This window comes from Pedobacter gandavensis, assembly GCF_032677645.1.
Taxonomy (GTDB): domain Bacteria; phylum Bacteroidota; class Bacteroidia; order Sphingobacteriales; family Sphingobacteriaceae; genus Pedobacter; species Pedobacter gandavensis_A.
Map to the genome: position 1 here is coordinate 327,727 of NZ_JAVTSB010000008.1, position 20,210 is coordinate 347,936.

The 20,210-nt window shown below is 42.4% G+C and carries 13 protein-coding genes; 10 read left to right on the top strand and 3 right to left on the bottom strand.

Going from position 1 to position 20,210, the window contains the following annotated elements:
• The first annotated feature begins 123 nt into the window (after window positions 1-123).
• From R2Q66_RS15395 to R2Q66_RS15440, 10 genes are all read left to right on the top strand, one after another.
• Window positions 124-1,371, top strand: coding sequence for an efflux RND transporter periplasmic adaptor subunit (locus R2Q66_RS15395; RefSeq protein ID WP_316750516.1), 1,248 nt, complete (start codon window positions 124-126; stop codon window positions 1,369-1,371).
• A gap of 5 nt (window positions 1,372-1,376) precedes the next feature.
• A complete protein-coding gene (locus R2Q66_RS15400; RefSeq protein ID WP_316750518.1) occupies window positions 1,377-2,891 on the top strand; it encodes a TolC family protein in 1,515 nt (504 codons plus the stop codon).
• A 12-nt stretch (window positions 2,892-2,903) separates the two neighbouring features.
• Window positions 2,904-3,569, top strand: a complete 666-nt coding sequence (locus tag R2Q66_RS15405; protein ID WP_316750520.1) for an ABC transporter ATP-binding protein — start codon at window positions 2,904-2,906, stop codon at window positions 3,567-3,569.
• A gap of 10 nt (window positions 3,570-3,579) precedes the next feature.
• Window positions 3,580-4,821, top strand: a complete 1,242-nt coding sequence (locus R2Q66_RS15410) for an ABC transporter permease (RefSeq protein WP_316750522.1) — start codon at window positions 3,580-3,582, stop codon at window positions 4,819-4,821.
• Between the two features lie 12 nt (window positions 4,822-4,833).
• Window positions 4,834-6,009: an ABC transporter permease gene (locus R2Q66_RS15415; RefSeq protein WP_316750523.1), complete on the top strand. Its 1,176-nt coding sequence runs from the start codon at window positions 4,834-4,836 to the stop codon at window positions 6,007-6,009.
• A gap of 35 nt (window positions 6,010-6,044) precedes the next feature.
• Window positions 6,045-7,427 carry a sigma-54 dependent transcriptional regulator gene (locus R2Q66_RS15420; protein WP_316750525.1) on the top strand — a complete coding sequence of 461 codons (1,383 nt, stop codon included), beginning with the start codon at window positions 6,045-6,047 and terminating at the stop codon, window positions 7,425-7,427.
• On the top strand, window positions 7,411-8,709 hold the full coding sequence (locus R2Q66_RS15425; protein ID WP_316750527.1) for a sensor histidine kinase: 1,299 nt from the start codon (window positions 7,411-7,413) through the stop codon (window positions 8,707-8,709). Before R2Q66_RS15420 ends, R2Q66_RS15425 begins: the two co-directional genes overlap by 17 nt.
• Before the next feature lie 334 nt (window positions 8,710-9,043).
• Complete coding sequence (locus tag R2Q66_RS15430; RefSeq protein WP_316750529.1) at window positions 9,044-12,130, top strand: TonB-dependent receptor; 3,087 nt, start codon at window positions 9,044-9,046, stop codon at window positions 12,128-12,130.
• Window positions 12,131-12,150: 20 nt separating this feature from the next.
• Window positions 12,151-13,647 carry a RagB/SusD family nutrient uptake outer membrane protein gene (locus R2Q66_RS15435; protein WP_316750531.1) on the top strand — a complete coding sequence of 499 codons (1,497 nt, stop codon included), beginning with the start codon at window positions 12,151-12,153 and terminating at the stop codon, window positions 13,645-13,647.
• An 86-nt stretch (window positions 13,648-13,733) separates the two neighbouring features.
• Window positions 13,734-14,297 (top strand): thiamine pyrophosphokinase, encoded by a 564-nt coding sequence (locus tag R2Q66_RS15440; RefSeq protein WP_316750534.1) that lies wholly within the window; start codon window positions 13,734-13,736, stop codon window positions 14,295-14,297.
• A gap of 70 nt (window positions 14,298-14,367) precedes the next feature.
• Here R2Q66_RS15440 and R2Q66_RS15445 read toward each other — a convergent pair whose 3' ends face one another.
• Genes R2Q66_RS15445 through R2Q66_RS15455 form a run of 3 tightly spaced genes read right to left on the bottom strand, consistent with a single transcriptional unit; the run spans window position 14,368 to window position 20,197 of the window.
• Window positions 14,368-17,703 carry a PDZ domain-containing protein gene (locus tag R2Q66_RS15445; RefSeq protein WP_316750536.1) on the bottom strand — a complete coding sequence of 1,112 codons (3,336 nt, stop codon included), beginning with the start codon at window positions 17,701-17,703 and terminating at the stop codon, window positions 14,368-14,370.
• 15 nt (window positions 17,704-17,718) lie between these two features.
• Window positions 17,719-19,026: a M20/M25/M40 family metallo-hydrolase gene (locus R2Q66_RS15450; protein ID WP_316750538.1), complete on the bottom strand. Its 1,308-nt coding sequence runs from the start codon at window positions 19,024-19,026 to the stop codon at window positions 17,719-17,721.
• Between the two features lie 46 nt (window positions 19,027-19,072).
• Complete coding sequence (locus R2Q66_RS15455; protein WP_316750540.1) at window positions 19,073-20,197, bottom strand: DUF4407 domain-containing protein; 1,125 nt, start codon at window positions 20,195-20,197, stop codon at window positions 19,073-19,075.
• Between the last annotated feature and the right edge of the window lie 13 nt (window positions 20,198-20,210).

Sequence of the window (20,210 nt, forward strand, 5' to 3'; positions counted from 1 at the left end):
GTCTGATATAGAACAGCTTGTCCGATATCGAACGTTTTTTATTTCAACAAAATCTTTAATTCGCTGAATTTTAGCTGATTAACTGTGGCATATCCTTTGGATAAGCAGTTGAAAATAGATTAAATGGACAGAAATATCGAACAGGCGGTTTTATCGGGTAAGAAAAAAAAGCTTTTGTGGTACCTGCTGATAGGAATTTTGCTGCTGATCGCAGGGATTTTTGCTTTGCGGAGCTTATTCCATACCAGCCTTTACGCTTCGGAAATTACCACTTCAATTGTAGACCGTGGCAACATAGAAAACACCATCAATGCCTCCGGAGAAGTGTTGCCGGAATTTGAAGAGGTGATCAGTAGTCCGATTGCAGCCTCTATTCAGAAAGTTTTATTAGATGGGGGAAGTAAAATCCTTGCCGGTCAGTCGATCCTGACCTTAGATAAATCTGCGGCACAAATGGATTTCGAAAAACTGAAGTTCCAGCTGGAATCCAAAAAGAATGACATTCGCAAAATTAAGCTGGATCTGGATAAGAGTTTTTACGATATCAAGTCGAACAATGACATCAAACAATTGCGCATCAACAGCCTTAAAGCTTCGGTAGACAATGCAAAACGCCTGTTAAAAGCAGGAGGTGGCACCCGCGAAGATGTGGAACAGGCAGAATTGAACCTGAAAGTGGCGCAGTTGGAAAAGCAGCAGCTGGAAAATGAAATCAATAGCAAGCAGCAAAGTATGCGCCTGCAAATGAAAGAAGTGGAACTGGCGGCAAGCATTCAGCAAAATGACCTGGATGTTTTACAAAAGAAATTGCAACAGGCAGATATTATTGCCAGCAGAAACGGGGTAGTGACCTGGGTTAATAAAAACATAGGGGCAACCGTGCAACCGGGAGAAGTGCTCGCCAGAATCGCAGACCTTTCCAGTTTTAAAGTAAAAGGAGTAATTTCTGATCAGAATATTGATCTTTTGAAAAACGGGATGATCGCCATCATCCGCATAGGCGACCATCAGGTGCGGGGTAAAGTGGTTAACATTTATCCGGCAGTGCAAAACGCAACCGTATCTTTTGATATCAAACCCGATAGCAGTCACCATAAACTTTTCAGACCTAATTTAAAAGCAGACGTTTTCCTGGTTACCGATGAGCAGCAACAAGTACTGAGGGTAAGTAATGGCCCTGCTTTTCTGGGCACACCTGCTCAGTTTATCTATGTGCTGAAGAACGGTGTGGCCAGCAAAAAGAACGTACAGATCGGCTTGAGCAACTTCGATTTTGTAGAGCTGAAAGATCAGGTAAAAGAAGGAGATGTAGTCATTACTTCCGATATGCGTGCTTTCAAAAATAGTGATCAAATCACCATAAAGAAATAAGCGCGATGAATAATAAACCTTTCTTTATTGCTGCATTTTGCATCGCAGCATTGTTTTCATTTGAGAAGGCTTTTGCAAAAGATCTACAAGCCCCGGGATTGGTACAGTCGGTGCAACCCCCGGCTCCGGCTGATACCCTCCGTTTAGAATTAAAAGAAGTTGTGGCCATGGCAAAAGAGCAATCTATTGCTTCAAAACAGGCGGCAACCTTAAAAGAAACCCGTTACTGGGAATGGATGACTTATAAATCCAACTACCAGCCGCAGCTTTCTTTAAAAGGAATCCTGCCGGGATACAGTAAATCTTCGATCTCGGTTCAGCAACCAGACGGTACGATAGATTTTCGTTCGGTTCACAACAACAACTCTTCGCTGGACCTTTCTTTTAGTCAGCGGATTTCACAAACCGGAGGTACCATTTATGGTAGTACTTCTTTGCAACGCTTTGATGATTTTGACCGGAACAACACGCTTTATAATGGCGTTCCCTATGGGGTAGGCTTAGTTCAGCCGCTATTTCAGTTTAATGCTCTAAAGTGGGACCGCAGAATAGAGCCACTAAAATATACCGAAAGTCAGCAGGCTTATATTGAAGCTATGGAGCAGATTTCCATCAATGCCAGCACTTATTTCTTCGATTTACTGCTTGCTCAGGTAGACTTGCAAATTGCGGAAACCAACCTTAACAACACCAATGCCATCCAGAAAATTGCAGATACTAAATTCGAAATGGGGAAAGTCTCCAAAAACGAGATCCTCCAACTGCAACTCGAAGCCTTAAAAGCGGAGAAAGCGGTGGGTATCGCCAAGCGCGATATGGAAGTGGCTACCTATAACCTAAAAGCTTATACTGGTTTACAAAACACCGATAAGATCAAGCTATCCCTCCCTAAATCTACGGTAGCGATGAAGGTTGTCATAGAAAAAGCCCTGACAGAAGCTTTTCAAAATCGCTCTGATGCCATTGCCTTCAACCGGAAATTGGAAGAAGCCAAACGCGATGTGGCCAAAGCAAAAGGGGATAACGGCATCAATGCCACCTTAAATGCAAACCTTGGTTTTGCTAAAAGTGGCACCAGTATCCGCAGCGTGTACCAAAGCCCTAAGGATCAGCAGCTGTTAGAACTGGCCATAGAAATTCCCATCCTGGATTGGGGCCGACAAAAATCAAGAAGAAAAACGGCCATGGCCAATCAGCAGTTTACCCAATATGCAGTGGCGCAGGACAAACAGAACTTCACACAGAAAATCATTACGGAAGTCAACTTATTTGAAATGATGAAAGGGCAATTGCTGTTAAACGCAAGGGCAGAGCAAATTGCCTCCGAGAAATATCAGATCGCTAAAGAGCGCTACGTCCTTGGGGATTTGAGCATTACAGACCTGAGTATCGCTTTCCAGGAAAACGATCAGGCAAAGCGGGATTATATCAATTCTTTACGTGATTTTTGGGGCGCCTATTACCAGTTGCGTTACTTATCACTTTTCGATTTTGAGAAGAATGAGAAAATAAAACTATAACCTAATATAGCTATGATACAATTAACAAATATTGAAAAAGTGTACAGAACCGACACTGTAGAAACGCAGGCATTAAATAACATCAACCTTCGGGTGGCTAAAGGTGAGTTTTTATCCATTATGGGCCCCTCAGGTTGTGGGAAAAGCACTTTACTGAATATCATGGGCTTGCTGGATGCCCCTTCCAAAGGAGATATCCTGATTGATGAACAGCAAACCTTATCCCTGAACGACCGCAAGCTGGCGAATTTCAGGAACAGTAAGATTGGTTTTATTTTCCAGAGTTATCATTTGATCAATGATTTGCAGGTGGTCGATAATGTAGAATTGCCTTTGTTGTACCGGAATTCATCAGCTAAAGAAAGAAGGATGCTGGCCACGGAGGCATTGGAAAAAGTAGGACTGAGCAACAGAATCCATCATTTTCCAACACAACTTTCCGGCGGACAAAAACAACGGGTGGCCATTGCCAGAGCCATTGTGGGCCGGCCGGAGATCATTCTTGCCGATGAACCTACCGGAAACCTGGACAGTGCCATGGGTAATGAAATCATGAACATCCTCTTAGAGTTGAATCGGGTAGAAGGAACCACCATCGTCATGGTTACCCACGATCCGAATATGGCTGAGCGCACGCATCGCTTATTGCGTTTATTTGATGGTTCACAAGTTCAATAGGGGGATAGCTATGTTTAAGAATTACTTTAAAATCGCTATTGCAGTCCTGAAAAGAAGGAAGTTTTTCACCTTCATCAGTTTATTTGGCATCAGCTTTACGCTAACCATCCTGATCGTGTTGACTGCCTTTATGGAGGTCTTGTTGAGTCCGACCTATCCGGATGTAAACCGTAACAGGGAATTGATTATCAATTCTGTGGAGCTAACCAATAAAGACGGGAGTTACATGATGAAGGGTAGGGCAAGCTTCTATTTTGTGAACAATTTTGTGTCTAAAATGAAAACTCCGGAAAAGTTGACTATGCATTCCAGCAGAAGTACCACCAATGCTTATCCGAATGATCGGAAATTATCCGTAGACCTCATGTACTCCGATCTGGCTTTTTGGGAAGTTTATCAGTTTAAGTTTTTGGAAGGCAAACCTTTTAATGCACAGCAATTGAAAAATGCGGAACAGGTGGTGGTGATCTCTGAGGATATGGTGTATAAATACTTCGGAGAAGGTGTCTCTGCTCTTGGAAAAGAGGTGGAAGTCAATAATTTAAAATACAGGGTGATTGGTGTGGTTAAAACGGTTCCCTCCACATTATTTTACGTCCATTCGGACATCTACCTTCCTTATACCCTGGCCGCTAATACTTTGAAGGGAACCTCGTTAACGGGAGGTTACGTAGTGACCTTACTTGCCCGTTCTTCGGCTGATTTTCCCGCAATTCAGGCAGAATATCAGCAGCTGCTGAAAAAAGTTCCGCATCCTGAGAAGTATCATGATATATTGACTAGCTATGCAGATACCTATCTGGAAAGCTTTACCCGTGATGTATTTGGCAAGTCTGGTAGCTCTGGAAGAGATCGGTTTTTTCTGGTCATGGCTGCGGTGATCTTCATTTTTCTCTTACTGCCAACCGTAAATCTGATGAATATTAATGTGAGCCGAATCATGGAAAGATCCTCAGAAATTGGCGTCAGGAAAGCCTTTGGGGCATCGAGCAGGACGCTCGTCGGCCAGTTTTTGGTAGAAAATCTGATCCTGACGGTAATTGGTGGATTCATCGGTTTGGTAATGGCCCTGGCCATCATCAGTATCCTCAACTCCAGTGAGGTCATCTCCAATCTGGACCTAAAAATTAACTTCACTGTATTGTGCTATAGCCTGTTGGCTTGTTTGGTTTTCGGTTTTATATCAGGTGTGTATCCCGCCTGGAGGATGTCGAAACTAAACGTAGTGACCGCTTTAAAAGCCAATAATTAAAATATAAAAGATATGTTAAAGCACTTATTTAAACTGATCTGGAATAAAAAGAAGGAAAATTTCCTGCTCATTTCTGAGATCCTGATCTCCTTTATGGTCATTTTCGCTGTTTTTACTTTATTGGTCTATAATTATCAGAACTATAAACTGCCGGCAGGTTTTGATGCCGAAGATGTATGGTCTGTTGACCTGGGCGTCATGAATATCAGCAAGCATAAAGATTCGGCAAGCGTAGTTCATGAGAATTTAAGGAATGTCATGAAAGACCTGCATCAGGTAAAAAGCATTAGTTTTTCCAATGGGAATGTTCCTTTTGCAGATAATTATATTAGCATGGGCCTGACTTATAACAAGAAGGATATATACCCGGATGTCTATAGTGTAGAGGATAGTTATAAAGACGTACTTCGGTTAACCTTAGTTTCGGGAAGGTGGTTTTCTCCGGAAGACAATGGCCGGGAAAAATCAACCATCATTATTAATGAGGAGGCTAAACAACAGTTGTTTGGTTCTGGAAATGCAATTGGAAAAGTGATTACCCAGTTTGATGATAAGATGAAGGTGATTGGTGTGGTTGAAAATATAAAGGGTCAAAGTGATTTTAAAGTGGCCACCGCAGGAGTTTATCAAAGAATAGATACCGGAAGGATCAGGGGGATGTCTCAAATGCTGGTGCGGTTAGCGCCGGGAATGGATGCTGCCTTTGAAGGTAAAATGTACAAGCTGATTGCCTCCACGATAAAAAGCACAAATCTGGAAATCAAACACCTGGTGGACATGAAGGCGGATAAAAATAAGGAAAGTACGATTCCCATGATCATTTTTTTCATTGTCGCAGGCTTTCTGATTATCAATGTAGCGCTCGGAATTTTTGGTGTGCTTTGGTACAACATCAATAAAAGAAGGGCCGAAATTGGATTGAGAAGAGCTATTGGTGCAACGGCAAGGTCTGTTTCCATACAGCTGGTGGGAGAAGCATTGGTGATTGCCACTTTTTCTTTAATCATCGGATCTTTCTTCGCAGTGCAATTCCCGCTACTGAAAGTTTTCGATTTACCGGCCTCCGTTTATCTCCAGGCACAGTTTCTGGCCATCCTGTTTATTTACCTGCTGGTGGTGATCTGTGCTTTATATCCAGGCAAACAAGCGGCATCTATCTACCCGGCTGTTGCTTTACATGAAGAATAAAGATATTTTTGATTTGCCTTATAAATATTTAGCCGATGATCCTGATAATTGATGATGATATAGCCGTTCGTACTTCGCTGATGCTGTTACTGGAGCAGAAAGATTATCCGGTCACTGCCGTCTCCAATGCTGCGGATGGTATCGCCATGCTGAAAAAAGAAGCTATTTCTTTGATCATTCTGGATCTTAACTTTTCAATTGATACTTCCGGTAAGGAAGGAATGGCTTTGTTGAAAGAAATAAAGGTGTTGGAGCCCGCTTTGCCGGTGGTATTGATCACCGGCTGGGCAAGCATCGATCTTGCCGTTCAGGGCATGAAACTCGGTGCAAATGACTTCATCAATAAACCATGGAGTAACGACCACCTCTTACAATCGATAAAAACGCTGATCAGTTTAAAAGATCAAAAGGATCAGGAGCACCTAAAGCCGTTCAGTAGAAAGCAACTCGATAAGGAATACGATTTTCAGTCCATCATAGCCGGAGATCCGCAGATGCTGGAACTCCTGGAAATTGCCGGCAGAGTAGCCAAAACTGACGCTTCGGTATTGATTACCGGAGAAAGTGGTACAGGGAAAGAACTGATCGCGGAAGCCCTCCATCAAAACAGCCTGCGTAAAAACAGGCCTTTTGTCAAGGTAAATCTTGGCGGAATCTCTACCTCGCTGTTTGAAAGCGAAATGTTCGGGCATGTCAGAGGAGCCTTTACCGATGCGAGGAACGACAGAATCGGCAGGTTCGAAATGGCCAATAAGGGAACGATATTTCTGGATGAGATCGGTGACCTCGATGCCGGTAGTCAGGTAAAACTGCTGCGGGTATTGCAAGACCGGAGTTATGAAGTGCTGGGAAACAGTCGCACCAAAACAGTAGATGTGCGGGTGATTTGCGCCACCAACAAGAACCTGGCAGAAATGGTAGAAAAAGGATTATTCCGCGAAGACCTGTTATACCGCATCAACCTGATCAGCCTGAAACTTCCGCCATTAAGGGAAAGAACCAAAGATATTCCCTTGCTGTTAGACTTTATGATGGACAATTTAAGGCAGCTGTATAACCGTCCGGATTTACAACTGAGTCCTGAGGCAACCAAGTGGCTGAAACAACTGCCTTTGCCGGGAAATATCCGCCAGCTGAAAAACATGATCGAAAGAGCTGTCCTGATGAGCAGAACAAACCAGCTGGAGATCGCTGATTTTAGTGCGCAGCTGGAAAAAACACCCTTGCTGCAAGCGAGCAAATTACCCGATGTGGGGGCAATGACCCTGGAAGAAACGGAGATATTGATGATCAAACGCGCTTTACAATTCCACCAGAACCGTATTTCTAAAGCCGCACTGGCTTTGGGGATCACCAGAAGCGCCTTATACCGCCGACTGGAAAAATTTAACATTCCCTACGATGAGACTTCGGACTAAATACCTTTTGTTCGTCTGTATTTTACATGCGACAGCCCTGTTTTTAAGCTATTTTGTGTTCGAAAAGAATAAGTTATATTTCCTCCTGGCAGAGGTGGTTATTCTCATTTCAGCGTTCATCTCCTGGCAATTATACAATCAAATGATCCGGCCTTTAAACTTATTGGTGCAAGGTGCCGATGCGATTAAAGACAGGGATTTTACCATCAAGTTTGTCAAGTCCGGCACCTATGAAATGGATCAGCTGATTGAAGTGTACAACCAGATGATCGATCAATTGAGAACAGAAAGAACATTACAGCAACAGCAACACTTCTTTTTAGATAAGCTCATAGACCATTCTCCGGTAGGCATCATCATCCTGGATCACGACCAAAGAATTCAGATGGTGAATCCGGTGGCTAAAAAAATAATGCATAGCCTTCCGATGGAAGGCTGGCTGCTAAAAGACATCACACATCCCATTATAGATGAAGTAAGAATCCTGTTAAAGGAACGAAAACGAGCGGTTACCCTCAAAGGGGGAGCGGAATCCTATAAAATCCAGGTCTCCGAATTTATAGACCAGGGCTTTTCCAGAAACTTTGTGATCATTCAGGAGCTCACCACCGAACTGCTCCTCGCAGAAAAGCAGAGCTACGGCAAGGTGATCCGCATGATGGCCCATGAGGTGAACAATACCATCGGACCGGTAAACTCCATCCTCGACTCGGCCCTGGGGATGGAAAAGGAACGGAAACCAGACAGCAGCATGGGCAATGCATTGCAGGTAGCGATAGACCGGAACTACAACCTGAATATCTTTATGCGCAACCTGGCAGACCTGGTTCGGATCCCGGAACCGGATAAAAAATACCTGGATCTCCATGAATTGATTTTCTCTGTAGCCACCTTATGGTCGGAAACCAGGAAAGAGAAAAATATAAGCTTCGAATTTAAGCTGGCTCAAATGCCCTTGATCATCTTCGCAGACCAGTTGCAAATGGAGCAGGTATTGATCAATATCGTTAAAAATGCCATAGAAGCAATTGGAGACAAGCCGCAGGGAGTCATTACTTTCCATACAGAGAGCCAGCCGAAAAGACTCCGTGTGATCGACAATGGTAAAGGAATCTCTAAAGAAGCCGCTCCCTTCCTATTCAGCCCGTTTTTTAGTACAAAAGGGGACGGACAGGGCATAGGGCTCACTTTAATCAAAGATGTGCTCCTCAAACATGAGTTCCCTTTTTATCTGACTGATAATGAGACCACAGGAGCCGAATTTTCTATAAACGTTCTCTAAAGCTCAAAAACCCGCTTTATTCCATTTAAACATTACGCAAACGTTTGATATTTTCCAGTTAATTGGAGGTATTAAGCGAATTTGCGCTGTTTTTCCAGGGAATAGAAACACTTAATTGCGCCTTTTTAAGATAAAGGCAAATTTTTGTTTTAAATATTTGAAAATCACTTCCCAAATAAAAACCATTCCTAAGTAAATATCAAACGTTTGCGTGAATTTAATGAGCTTTCTGTCGGAGGCATGGTCTTTTTAGTCTCTAACTTTCGACTCTCAAAAATGCCTGCCGTCAAAGTTGGGCAAATCAGACAACTAACTCATTTAATCAGAATAATTCATGACCAAGAATTACAACTTATTTAATTGGATTCCTTACTTCAGGAAATCTGTAATGACTTTAATCCTGGTGGCACTATCTGTGTTTACAGGGATGAGTCAGACGACCAGCGTCAAAACCGGAACGGTGGTTGACGAAACCGGACTGCCTTTACCAGGTGTATCTGTAAAAATCAAAAACACCAGCGGTGGTACGATGACAGATAATGATGGTAAATTCAGTGTCAAAGTGGATGACAATGGCATTCTTCAGTTCTCTTACCTGGGTTACGATCCTCAGGAGATCAGCGCTGCAGGAAAAGGTCCATTCAAAATCAGCATGAAACCAACCCAAAACTTAATGGATGAAGTGGTTGTAGTTGGTTATGTAACCAAAAACAAATCACAATTGGTGAGTTCTGTGTCCACAGTTTCTGCAAAGAAATTATTGGATGTAACCAGCAATAGTACTTCTGCAATGTTACAGGGTAAAGCTTCCGGCGTAAACGTAAGTGTTCCTTCCGGACAACCTGGTGCATCATCAAGTATTCGTATTCGTGGTACAGGTACATTAAGCTCAGGATCTGAACCTTTAATGGTAGTAGATGGTGTGATTGGTGGAACTGCAAATCCTCGTGATATCGAATCGGTAAGTATCCTTAAAGATGCGGCAGCAACAGGACTTTATGGTTCAAGAGCAGCAAATGGTGTCATCGTAATCACGACCAAACAAGGTAAAGCGGGTAAAACGAAAATCGATTATAGTGGCGCTTTTGGCCTGAACACGGCTTCAGAAGGAAACTTTAAAGTGATGGACGGACAACAGTTACGCGATTATAGTGCGTACATGTATACCAATGACTATACCGGGAAACGTGCAGCATTCATCAAAGAATTGCAGAAAACGATTCCTAATCCAACGCCACAACAGATTGATGACTTCCTGACAGAAAAGGATCTGCCATTAAACGTTCCTGGTTATTTAGGACGCTTTATGCCGGTAGAACCAGGTAATACAGACTGGAGAGATTTAGCTTTCAGACAAGGAATTACCAACAATCAGGCATTAAGTATTTCTGGTGGTGACGAAAAAACGAAGTTTTATGTTGGAGCCAACTATTATGATGAGCAAGGTACTTTAGTAAATACAGACTATAAAAGCTTTAACTTCCGTACCAATCTGGAGCATAAAATCAACGATCGTTTTAAAGTAACGGCCAGACTTAACGCTGGTTTCACGAAAACAAACAATGATCCAAGTGGTGCTTTAGATCAGTCTTATACCAACATGCCATGGGATAACCCATATAATGCTGATGGTACCCCAAAATATGTGGATGCCAATTCTCAATGGTATGGTAGAGATAAAAGCAATTTCTTGTATGTAAGTGAATATAACAGAGATAACTCCCGCGGACAAAACCTGACGGCAGATGTTAAACTGGAATACAAAATCACGGATTGGTTGAATTTTGCAACCTCTAACCGTTATACAGTAACCAATTCACGTGCAGAAAGATTAATTGATCCACGTACACCAGCAGGAAAAGGAAATAGAGGTGAATTGTACAATGGTTACGGTTATACCAACTCTTTCATTACCTCTAACTTGTTCAATGCGGCACATTCATTCGGTAAACATAACCTATCGGGTATTGCCGGATTTGAATTTCAGCAGAACTATGTGGATGGCCTTACAGGTACCGGAACAGGAATCCTTCCTGATCTAAGCTCAATGGATGCTACTGCAATTGCAAAAGGCCTTTCAGGTAACAGATCAATGAGCAGATTCGTTTCGGAGTTATTCATGGGAGACTATAACTATGATAACCGTTATTTTGCAACCGTATCCATGAGAAATGATGGATCTTCAAAATTCGGTGCCAATAGCAGATATGGTTTATTCTACTCTTTTGGAGCTGGATGGAACATTGCTAATGAAAGTTTCTTCGAATCTAAAATCATCAATACCTTAAAATTACGTGGTAGTTATGGGGTAACAGGAAATACACCAGGTGGCGATTATGCCCATTTGGATCTTTACCTGGCCAACGTACAATACGGTGGTGTTCCGGGAGCTTTCCCGCGTAGTTTGCCAAACCCTAACTTAACCTGGGAAACGCCTACAACGATCAATGCAGGTATTGATATCGGTTTATTCAACAGAATCGACTTGAGTATTGATGCTTACCAACGTACCAATAAAGACTTAATTCTTGATGTGCCATTGGCTTCAGAATCTGGTTTCTACTATTCTACAGAGAATATCGGATCCGTAAGAAACAGAGGTATTGACATTGAATTGAATACTAAAAACCTTACTGGTGAATTCAAATGGAGTACCTCATTCAATATCGGTATCAACAAAAACAAAGTATTGAGCCTTTACAAAGATCAGTCTATCGATAGAGGATACCAAAGGGTAGATGTTGGCCGCGACCTGAATTCATGGTATATGGAAGAGTGGGCCGGTGTAGATCCAAAGAATGGAGATCCACTATGGTACATGACCAAGACAGATGCTAATGGGGTAGAATCCAGAGTAACGACAAACAATTTCGATAACGCAGACAGACAATATGTAGGCGCTTCAACACCTGATTTTATCGGTGGTATCGGGAATGAGTTCTCTTACAAAAACTTTACGCTGAATGCTTTCTTCAACTTTGTTTCAGGAGGTACTGTGTATAATTCTGCACGTGAGCTTTTTGATGCTGATGGTGCATATCCGCAATACAACAGCATGATCCTGAAAAGTGGATGGAGCCGTTGGGAGCAACCAGGTGATATCGCTACACACCCAAAAGCAGTAGCAAATGGAAATAGAAACTCCAATAAACCAAGTTCAAGATACCTGGAAGATGGTTCTTACATCAGATTACGTAACGTAACCTTAGGGTATACGCTATCTGATAAACTGACAGAAAAATTAAAGATGTCTAACGTTCGCTTCTTTGTGAGTGGTGACAACTTATTGACCCTAACCAAATTCTCTGGAATGGATCCTGAAGTTTCATTGGTTTCAGAAGGTAGTAATTCTGTTGGTGTAAGTGGTACTAAATACCCGATCAGTAAGAAGGTGTTATTTGGTGTAAATGTTACTTTCTAATAATTATTTTAAACAGAACAATGATGATTAAAAAATATAAATTGGCTGTAGCAGTATTATTGACACTGACTGCTTCATCCTGCAAAGATGACCTGGATTTAAAGCCCTATAATGCTTTAACCACGGAGCAGATTGTAAATACGGAAGAAGGGCTATCGGCAGCAACTATCGGTACTTATAACTATATCAAAGACTCTTATTACACACGTAATTTACACATGCTTTCTGAGTATGCCAGTGATAACGTATCCTTAAGTGGTACCACTACGGATGCCTTATTCTATGCCTACAATTACCGTCACCTGAAAAACCAGGGCAATACAGAGCAGATTTGGCGCAAAGGCTACCAGGCAATTTATGGTGCCAATGTGGTGATTGAAAGAGTTACTGAAAGTGATAACAAAACCATGAATCAATTGCTTGGTGAAAACTATTTCCTGAGAGGAATGATCCATTTTGATTTGGTGAAGTTCTTCGGTCGCCCGTATACAGACGATAATGGCGAATCTTTAGGGATCGTGATCAAAACAAACAGCGATGTGAAGCAGTTGAGTGCACGTTCAAAAGTGAAAGACGTTTATGCTTTAGTCGTTTCAGATTTGTTAAGATCGATTGACTTAATGGGTAGTACTAAATCTAATATCTTCGCCTCAAAAGAAGTGGCAATGGCGCTTTTAAGTAGAGTATACCTGTACATGGGCGATTATGACAACGCTTATAAATACGCAGATGAAGTGATTAAATCAAAAAGATATGCTTTGGTTGGTTCCGCAAACCTTGAAGGTTACTATAGGGCAGCTCCGGAGACATCTCAGGAAACAATTTTTGCCATTAAACATGAATTGAAGGATGACCGTGGCGATGATTCTATCGGATCAATGTACTTTACTTCTGGTGGTATGGGTTACGGCGAGATGTATGCTTCTGAAAGCTATAGAAAACTGCTGAATAAATTCCCTAACGATTTGCGTCGTGCTTTTGTTCGTGTCAATTACGAAAAAGATAAAAATGGAAACATAAAGTACGATGCTAATGGTAATCCGATTGTAGCCAACCGTAACGGATATCCGATTTACTATGTGATGAAGTATTCTTACCAGGATAAGGTAGAAACCTTAAGTTCTCCAGTGATTTTGCGTCTTGCAGAAATGTACCTGATCAGAGCTGAAGTTTCTGCTGTAAGAGGTAACATCGGTGCCGCTTTAGATGATGTAAACATCATCAGAGAACGTGCGGGATTAGAAAATAATGAATTGTTTTCTGCTTCAAACATGATGGGATATACCAATGTATTAGATGTAGTACTAGACGAAAGAAGATTAGAATTTGCTTTCGAAGCACAACGTAAATTCGATGTGTTCAGAAACAAACGTACCATGGTTAGAGACTATCCAGGTACACACTTACCTTCTGGACAAATTACTCAGGAGATTCCTTACACTTCTCCACGTGTGATTTATTACATTCCTCAGAATGAATTAACGGTTAACCCTAAACTGGTTCAAAACCCGGAATAGTCACAACAATCGTATTAAATAATTAAGGAAGGCCGGTATTTACCGGCCTTCCTTTGTTTTATGGGTATTTACAATATATTTGCTTTATGTCATCACATCACATCGTTAGAGAAAAACAAGAACCAGCATTATATATTCATGATCTGGGTGAGTTTAATGAGGAATATCTGGGCCAGCTATTGGAGTGGAGCCCTACATTAATCGTCAATGCGGCGCTTTATGAGAAAATGATTAGCCTTGGGTTAAAAGTAGACATCGTAGTGAATCCTGTGGACCAGGAGTTTTCTCAGGAAAACACGAAAGTGATTCCTGCAAAAGGAGAACCACTGGATGCAGTACTCGATTACCTGATCAAAGAGAAATATTCGGCAGTCAATGTGATCGATACCAAAACTGCCCTCAGAGAACTGGGAAGTTATATCGATGAAATCAATATCGTGGTATTCACCGCAACGGAAAAAGCGTATGCGATAAAATCAGGATTCTCGGTATGGAAACCAAAAGGAAGTGTCTTCCACATTGAAGTGCTTTCTTACTTCGAAACCAGTAACCTGAAACAAGAAGAAAACGGAGATTTTGTAGTGATCAATGATGGCTTTGTCACCTTTGATTTCAATAACGCCTGGCTGTTCATCAGCGAAAAGTTATAATAAAAAAAAATGCCCCCAAATATTTGGGGGCATTGAATTTCCAGCTCAGGAGCTGTTGTATTTTACAACCTTACTGACCGCGTATCGGGTCTTTAGGTTTCGCTACATTCGGATATTTATAAGTCTTCATTTCGTCTTGTAACACTTTAATCGTGCGATCCAGCTGCGGATCTCTGCCTTCCAGTAAATCTTTAGGCGTCTGCTCTACGAAAATATCCGGTGCCACACCTTCATTCTCGATGATCCACTTCCCATCAGTATCATACACACCGAAGTTAGGGGAGGTGATGCTTCCACCATCCAGCAACCTTGGATAACCGCTGATCCCGACGAGGATTCCCATCGTAGTACGACCAACTAATTTACCCAGACCTTTTTTCTTAAACATATAAGGCATCATATCACCACCAGAACCTGCGTTCTCATTCATCAACATGGCTTTCGGACCAAAAATACCGTTGCCTGGCGTAGTGAAACTTTTCCCATCTCTGATGCCCCAGTAACTCATCAACTCACGACTCAATAAATCGATCACATAATCTGCAACCCATCCACCGCCATTGTTTCTTTCGTCCAGCAACAAAGCTTTTTTATCCATCTGGGAGAAATAATACCTGTTGAAATAAGAATAGCCATCAGGGCCTGTATTCGGCATATACACATAAGCGATTTTGCCATCACTTAACTTATCAACGCGCTTACGGTTGTTTTCTACCCAGTCCATCTTTCTCAATTCGAACTCTGGTCCAACACCAACCGGAACCACTACCACTTCTCTGGCGCCATCTAAACTCGGTTTGCTGTTCACTTTTATCGCAACCTGCTTACCTACCTTGAAATCAAAAAGGCTGTAAATAGAAGTTTTTGAGGTCAACGGAACACCGTCCACAGCTACAATGTAATCACCTTCTTTGATGTTTAATCCAGGTTCTGCCAATGGTGCCTTAAAGCTTGGATTCCAATCTAAACGCGTGAAAATCTTTTTGATCTGATATAAACCATTGTTGATTTCATAATCTGCACCCAACATCCCAACAGAAACCGAAGGACTACCCGGCTCATCACCAGGGGAAATGTAGTTGTGTCCAACAACCATCTCGCCCATCATTTCATTGAAAACATAAGAAAGATCAGAACGGTGGTTTACATAAGGAAGGAATTTCTCATACTTCACTTTCATGGCTGGCCAATCCGCACCATGCATGTTTTCTACATAGAAAAAGTCTTTCTCCATGCTCCAGACCTCATCAAACATCTGCTTCCACTCTGCGGTAGGGTCTACCAATACTTTGATGCCCTCCAGTTTCAGCTTGCCACTTTCTGAGCTACCTGGTTTTTTACCCGCATCAACGATATAATAATTTCCTCTGGAACCGTAAAGCATAGATTTTCCATCTGCACTCACACTCATACTGGAAAGACCGGTAATCAAAGTGCTGGTCTCCATTTTCTTTAAATCCAGGGAACCTAGTTCGCCATTTCTAAAATAAAGCACCTGTCCATCTACGCTACCATCAATACCTTGAAGTCCGCCGGCAGGAATAGGAAGCGAAATAATACGGCCGCTCAAATCAGCAAGATCAACCTCAATGGTTTTCTTTGCCGCAGGAGTAGCTGGCTTTTCTTCTTCTTTTCCTTTCTTATCTTTTTTGTCCTTTTTTGAATCCTCTTTTTTAGAGGCTTCTTCTTTTTTCTTCGGACTATCCTCAGCTTTAATCACCTCTTCATCACTTTCCGTTTTATATAGGGAAGGTGTTTTCTTAGAAAGAATCAAGGCATAAGCATTGTAATTTACCGGACGCTGGTAAGCAGACATGTGTAATCCGCTATTGGTTAAACCGACATCAGTACTCGCCAGGAAGAATAAATATTTCCCATCTCTACTGAAACTCGGACCATTAACATCGCTCATGCCATCAGTTACCTGGGTATGGCTTTCCGTATCCAGATTGTATAAATAGGCTGCACTTACCGCATTTGGTAAAGTAGCCACATAAGAAATCCATTTAGAATCCGGAGACCAGGTAGGCTGTAGCGCACTAAATGACCGGCCAGCTGAAGAACTCTGGGTATCCGCTTTCACCAATATTGGCTTGCGGGTATTGATGTCGATATAAAATAAATTTAAGTGGGCATCGCCATAGTAAAGTTTCTTACTATCCGGCGACCATACCGGCTGGTAGTAAAATGCTGTTTTCCCTAGTGGGATATAAATCGGAGCCTCTTTTGTCGCCTGATTCAGAAGTACCAATTGGTAACTACCGTTCTTATCCGACAGGTAAGAGATATATTTCCCATCCGGCGACCATGCCGGGAATTTCTCATAGCTGCCTGGTGAGTTCGATAAGTTTCTCGCATCGCCTTTTTCTTTAGGGACAGAATAGATTTCCCCGCGACTTTCAAATAAAGCCCTGACTCCGGTAGGGGAGATCTCCGAATTGCGGATGTCAGCAGCCATATCCACATAATGCGGCCTTTTGTAAGGCGCATCTGCCTGAATACTGATCGCCACACTGCGCTCTTTATTATTTGCGGTTTCTAAGATATGTGCTTTACCAGCCTGTTCAAAAACAACAACGCCCGGACCAACAGTCAGCGTTTTAATATCGTAATCCTTGAAATTCGTCAGCTTCTCCGTTTTCTTATTCTTCACATCATAGCTGAATAAATTCATCGTCAGATCCCTGTCGGATAAGAAATATACTTTATCGCCCATCCATTGTGGCTTCACATTGTTGGAACCTACACCTGGAATCACTTCGATATTTTTAGTCTGGGTATCAAAAATCCAGATTTGCGGCATACCACCACCACGGTAACGCTTAAACGCTACATTGGAACGCTCCGTAGGGTCTGTGTTTTTAATATAAGCCCAATATCTTTGATCAGCAGAAGGACTTCCCTGAACGGCTTCCGGCATAGCTAAGGCTTTTTCTCCGCTGCCATCAAGATTGATCTGGTGTAACCTCGGACTTAAAGCAAACTGAAAGTCTCTGGTAGAAGTAAAATACAACTGATTATTGCCCAGCCAGCCCCTCAGCACATCTGCCGATGGGTGAAAAGTAACCCGCTTCGGGTCGCCACCTTCAATTGGGATCACATACACATCCGTGTTGCCATCATAATTTCCGGTAAAGGCAATCTGTTTCCCATCCGGAGAAAACATCGGATTTTGCTCCACTGCCGGATTTACCGTCAGGCGTCTTGGATTGCCACCGTTTTTGTCGGAAATCCAGATGTCGCCACCATAAACGAAGGCTAAATTATTGGCACTTGCTGCCGGACTGCGGATTAAAAGGGTTTCTGGTTTTTGCGCATGTGCAGGGAAGGTTAATCCAAGGGTCATCGTGACCGATAATGCAGCAGCGGCTAGAAAGGATAGTTTGTTAGGTTTGAGGAAGGTCATAAAAAAGATCTATTGTTAATTACTCAATTTGGGGATTCTGGTAGGGGTATCTGTGCCTTTAATAATGCTGTTCGCACTTTTGGCAATCCCTTTAATAGTCGATAAAATATTGTCCACATCCAGGGTCTCAAATTCATCTTTTACCGTATGGTAAAATTTATCACTGTCGATCTGGTCGGTACTGATGGTATGTGCAGGAACGCCCAATGCCGCTAGTGTCGCATTGTCGCTTCTGTAAAACAGGTTTTGTTGTGGATATGGGTCCGGATGGAACTTAAATTCTGTACCCTCCAGGTTTTTCTGTAAGATCTTGCCAAAGTCTGATTTGTCGAACCCGGTGATAAAAGCAGTGTTCTTACCAAACTTGCTGTCTTTACCAATCATCTCAATGTTGAACATCGCAACCACCTCATCAGGATTTAGTTTTTCTGAGAAATGTTTCGCGCCGAAACCACCAATCTCTTCCGCAGTAAAGGCCACAAATATCAAGGTACGCTCGTTGTTATTTAGTTTTTTGTAATATTTCGCAAGGGCGATGACCGCAGTAGTTCCCGAAGCATCATCATCCGCACCATTGGCAATGCTATCGGTATCTCCGGATTTGATAATTCCTAAATGGTCGTAATGACCGGAAAACACCACCAGTTCTTTGGCTTTTGATTTTCCAGGGATCATACCTGCCACATTAAACAAAGTCAGGGTTTCCAGCTTGTTCTTCAAATCAACTTTAAAATCAGAGACTACCGTATCAACACCCAGTACCAATACGTAAGCAGTACTGCCGTTATCGGCATTCTTCGCATCAAGATCTGCACCGGCCGATAAATACTCGCGGATTCTTTTGAAAGCATCAGCAAATTTCGGATCTACTAAAACCAATTGCTTTTTATGTTCTTTGCTTAAGGCCCTAAGCTGGGTATTGAAAGGTTTTTCCGGATTAAATTTGATCCAGCCAGCGCTGTTACTTTGGTCGAATACCTGATTTTCGGCAGTGTTACCAAAAACAAGAATGTTTTCCGCAGGGATCTCTTTACCATCAATACTTACCTTGGTACTCAGCGGTTTTAACTTCTGCTTGGTAAATGTTTGTCGGAAACCTGTCCCTTCAAGGGGTTTCAAGCCAATACTTTTGAATTCAGCAGCAATAAAGTTTGCCGCTTTATCAATACCGGGAGAGTAAGTAGCCCGGCCTTCCATCTCGTCGCTGCTCAGTGTTTTAATCAGGCGCTCTACATAAGGTCTGGTAATGATTTTATCTATGTCCTGGGCAAAAGCTTGCTGCGCGAGGAATACTACTAATAGGGTGTAAAGTGTTTTTTTCATCAGAATATAATTGTTTTTTTATGGGTTCATTAGGTTAGCTGCCGGACTAATGGTGTCCTTGGACGGGGGGATCATTTAGCGCTCGCGGAGGATGGGTCAGCTGTCGCTTTCTACGTTCAATTTCTGTCTCAATACGCGTTTCCTGAATGCCATCGATAACGGCAATCTCGTAGGCTTTATCCATGTCGGACTCATGAATCTGCGTCTCTTCCAGGTTCTTTATCGCGTGGTCATACGGACCGCTATCGCTCATCAGTTTCACAAATACCGGTAAACACTCAAAGAAGATAAAAAGAAGGCCAATGAAAGTAACTGCAAGGGAGGTATTCACATCCCGGGTTCCATCCGTATTAAAACTCAATTGCCCTAAAGCCCAGTTTCTATCGGCAAAACCGGCAAGATTACTAAGGCTGTCCAACTCTTTGCTGGTATAGAGCTTCTCGGTCATCATGCCATCAAATTGTTTTCTTCCGTCTACAAATTTCTCCAGGGCCCTGACATCCGCGGTTAGCGTATCCAGATTTTGCTCCCGTTGTTTCAGCTCCGCTTCTTTACGTTTCGCATAGGGGCCATAGCCCATTACGCCGGAAGTTTCTAAAGTCTTATTACCGAAGATCTCGAAGTTTAACTTCTGACGATCTTCCTTAATCGCGCTGGATAAGGAATCACGCTCCGCTTTGGCTTCATTAAGCTTGCCGATTTCAATCTTATACTTATTCCCAAAGGAAGCATTTAGGGTATCGATCTTAGAACGCTGGTTGTTCAGGTAACTGACTTTCAGCCTTTCTTTAATCTCTTTATCAAATATTTTCAATTCCAGTGGACGGGAGATCACCATACCAATCATAATGGCCAGTAAAATCCGCGGTGTAGCCTGTAAAAATTGCTTGCTGGTACTGCCGTTTTTGTTGATACTCCCCACAATATAACGGTCCATATTAAAGATGGCCAATCCCCAGATCAGTCCAAAAAATATAGCGAAAAGTACAGCAGCAGTATCACCTTTAAAAACGAAGTACATGGCATAACCACCAGAGAGGGCGGCAAACAAACCGGTAAAGAAAATGGTAGCCCCAATTCCCAGGTATTTGTTGTGCTCAGTTGGGTGTTTCTCGAGTGTGGAAAGATGCGCCCCCGAGCAAAACCAGAAGAAACGAGATATAGAATTCATGATATAAAATCCA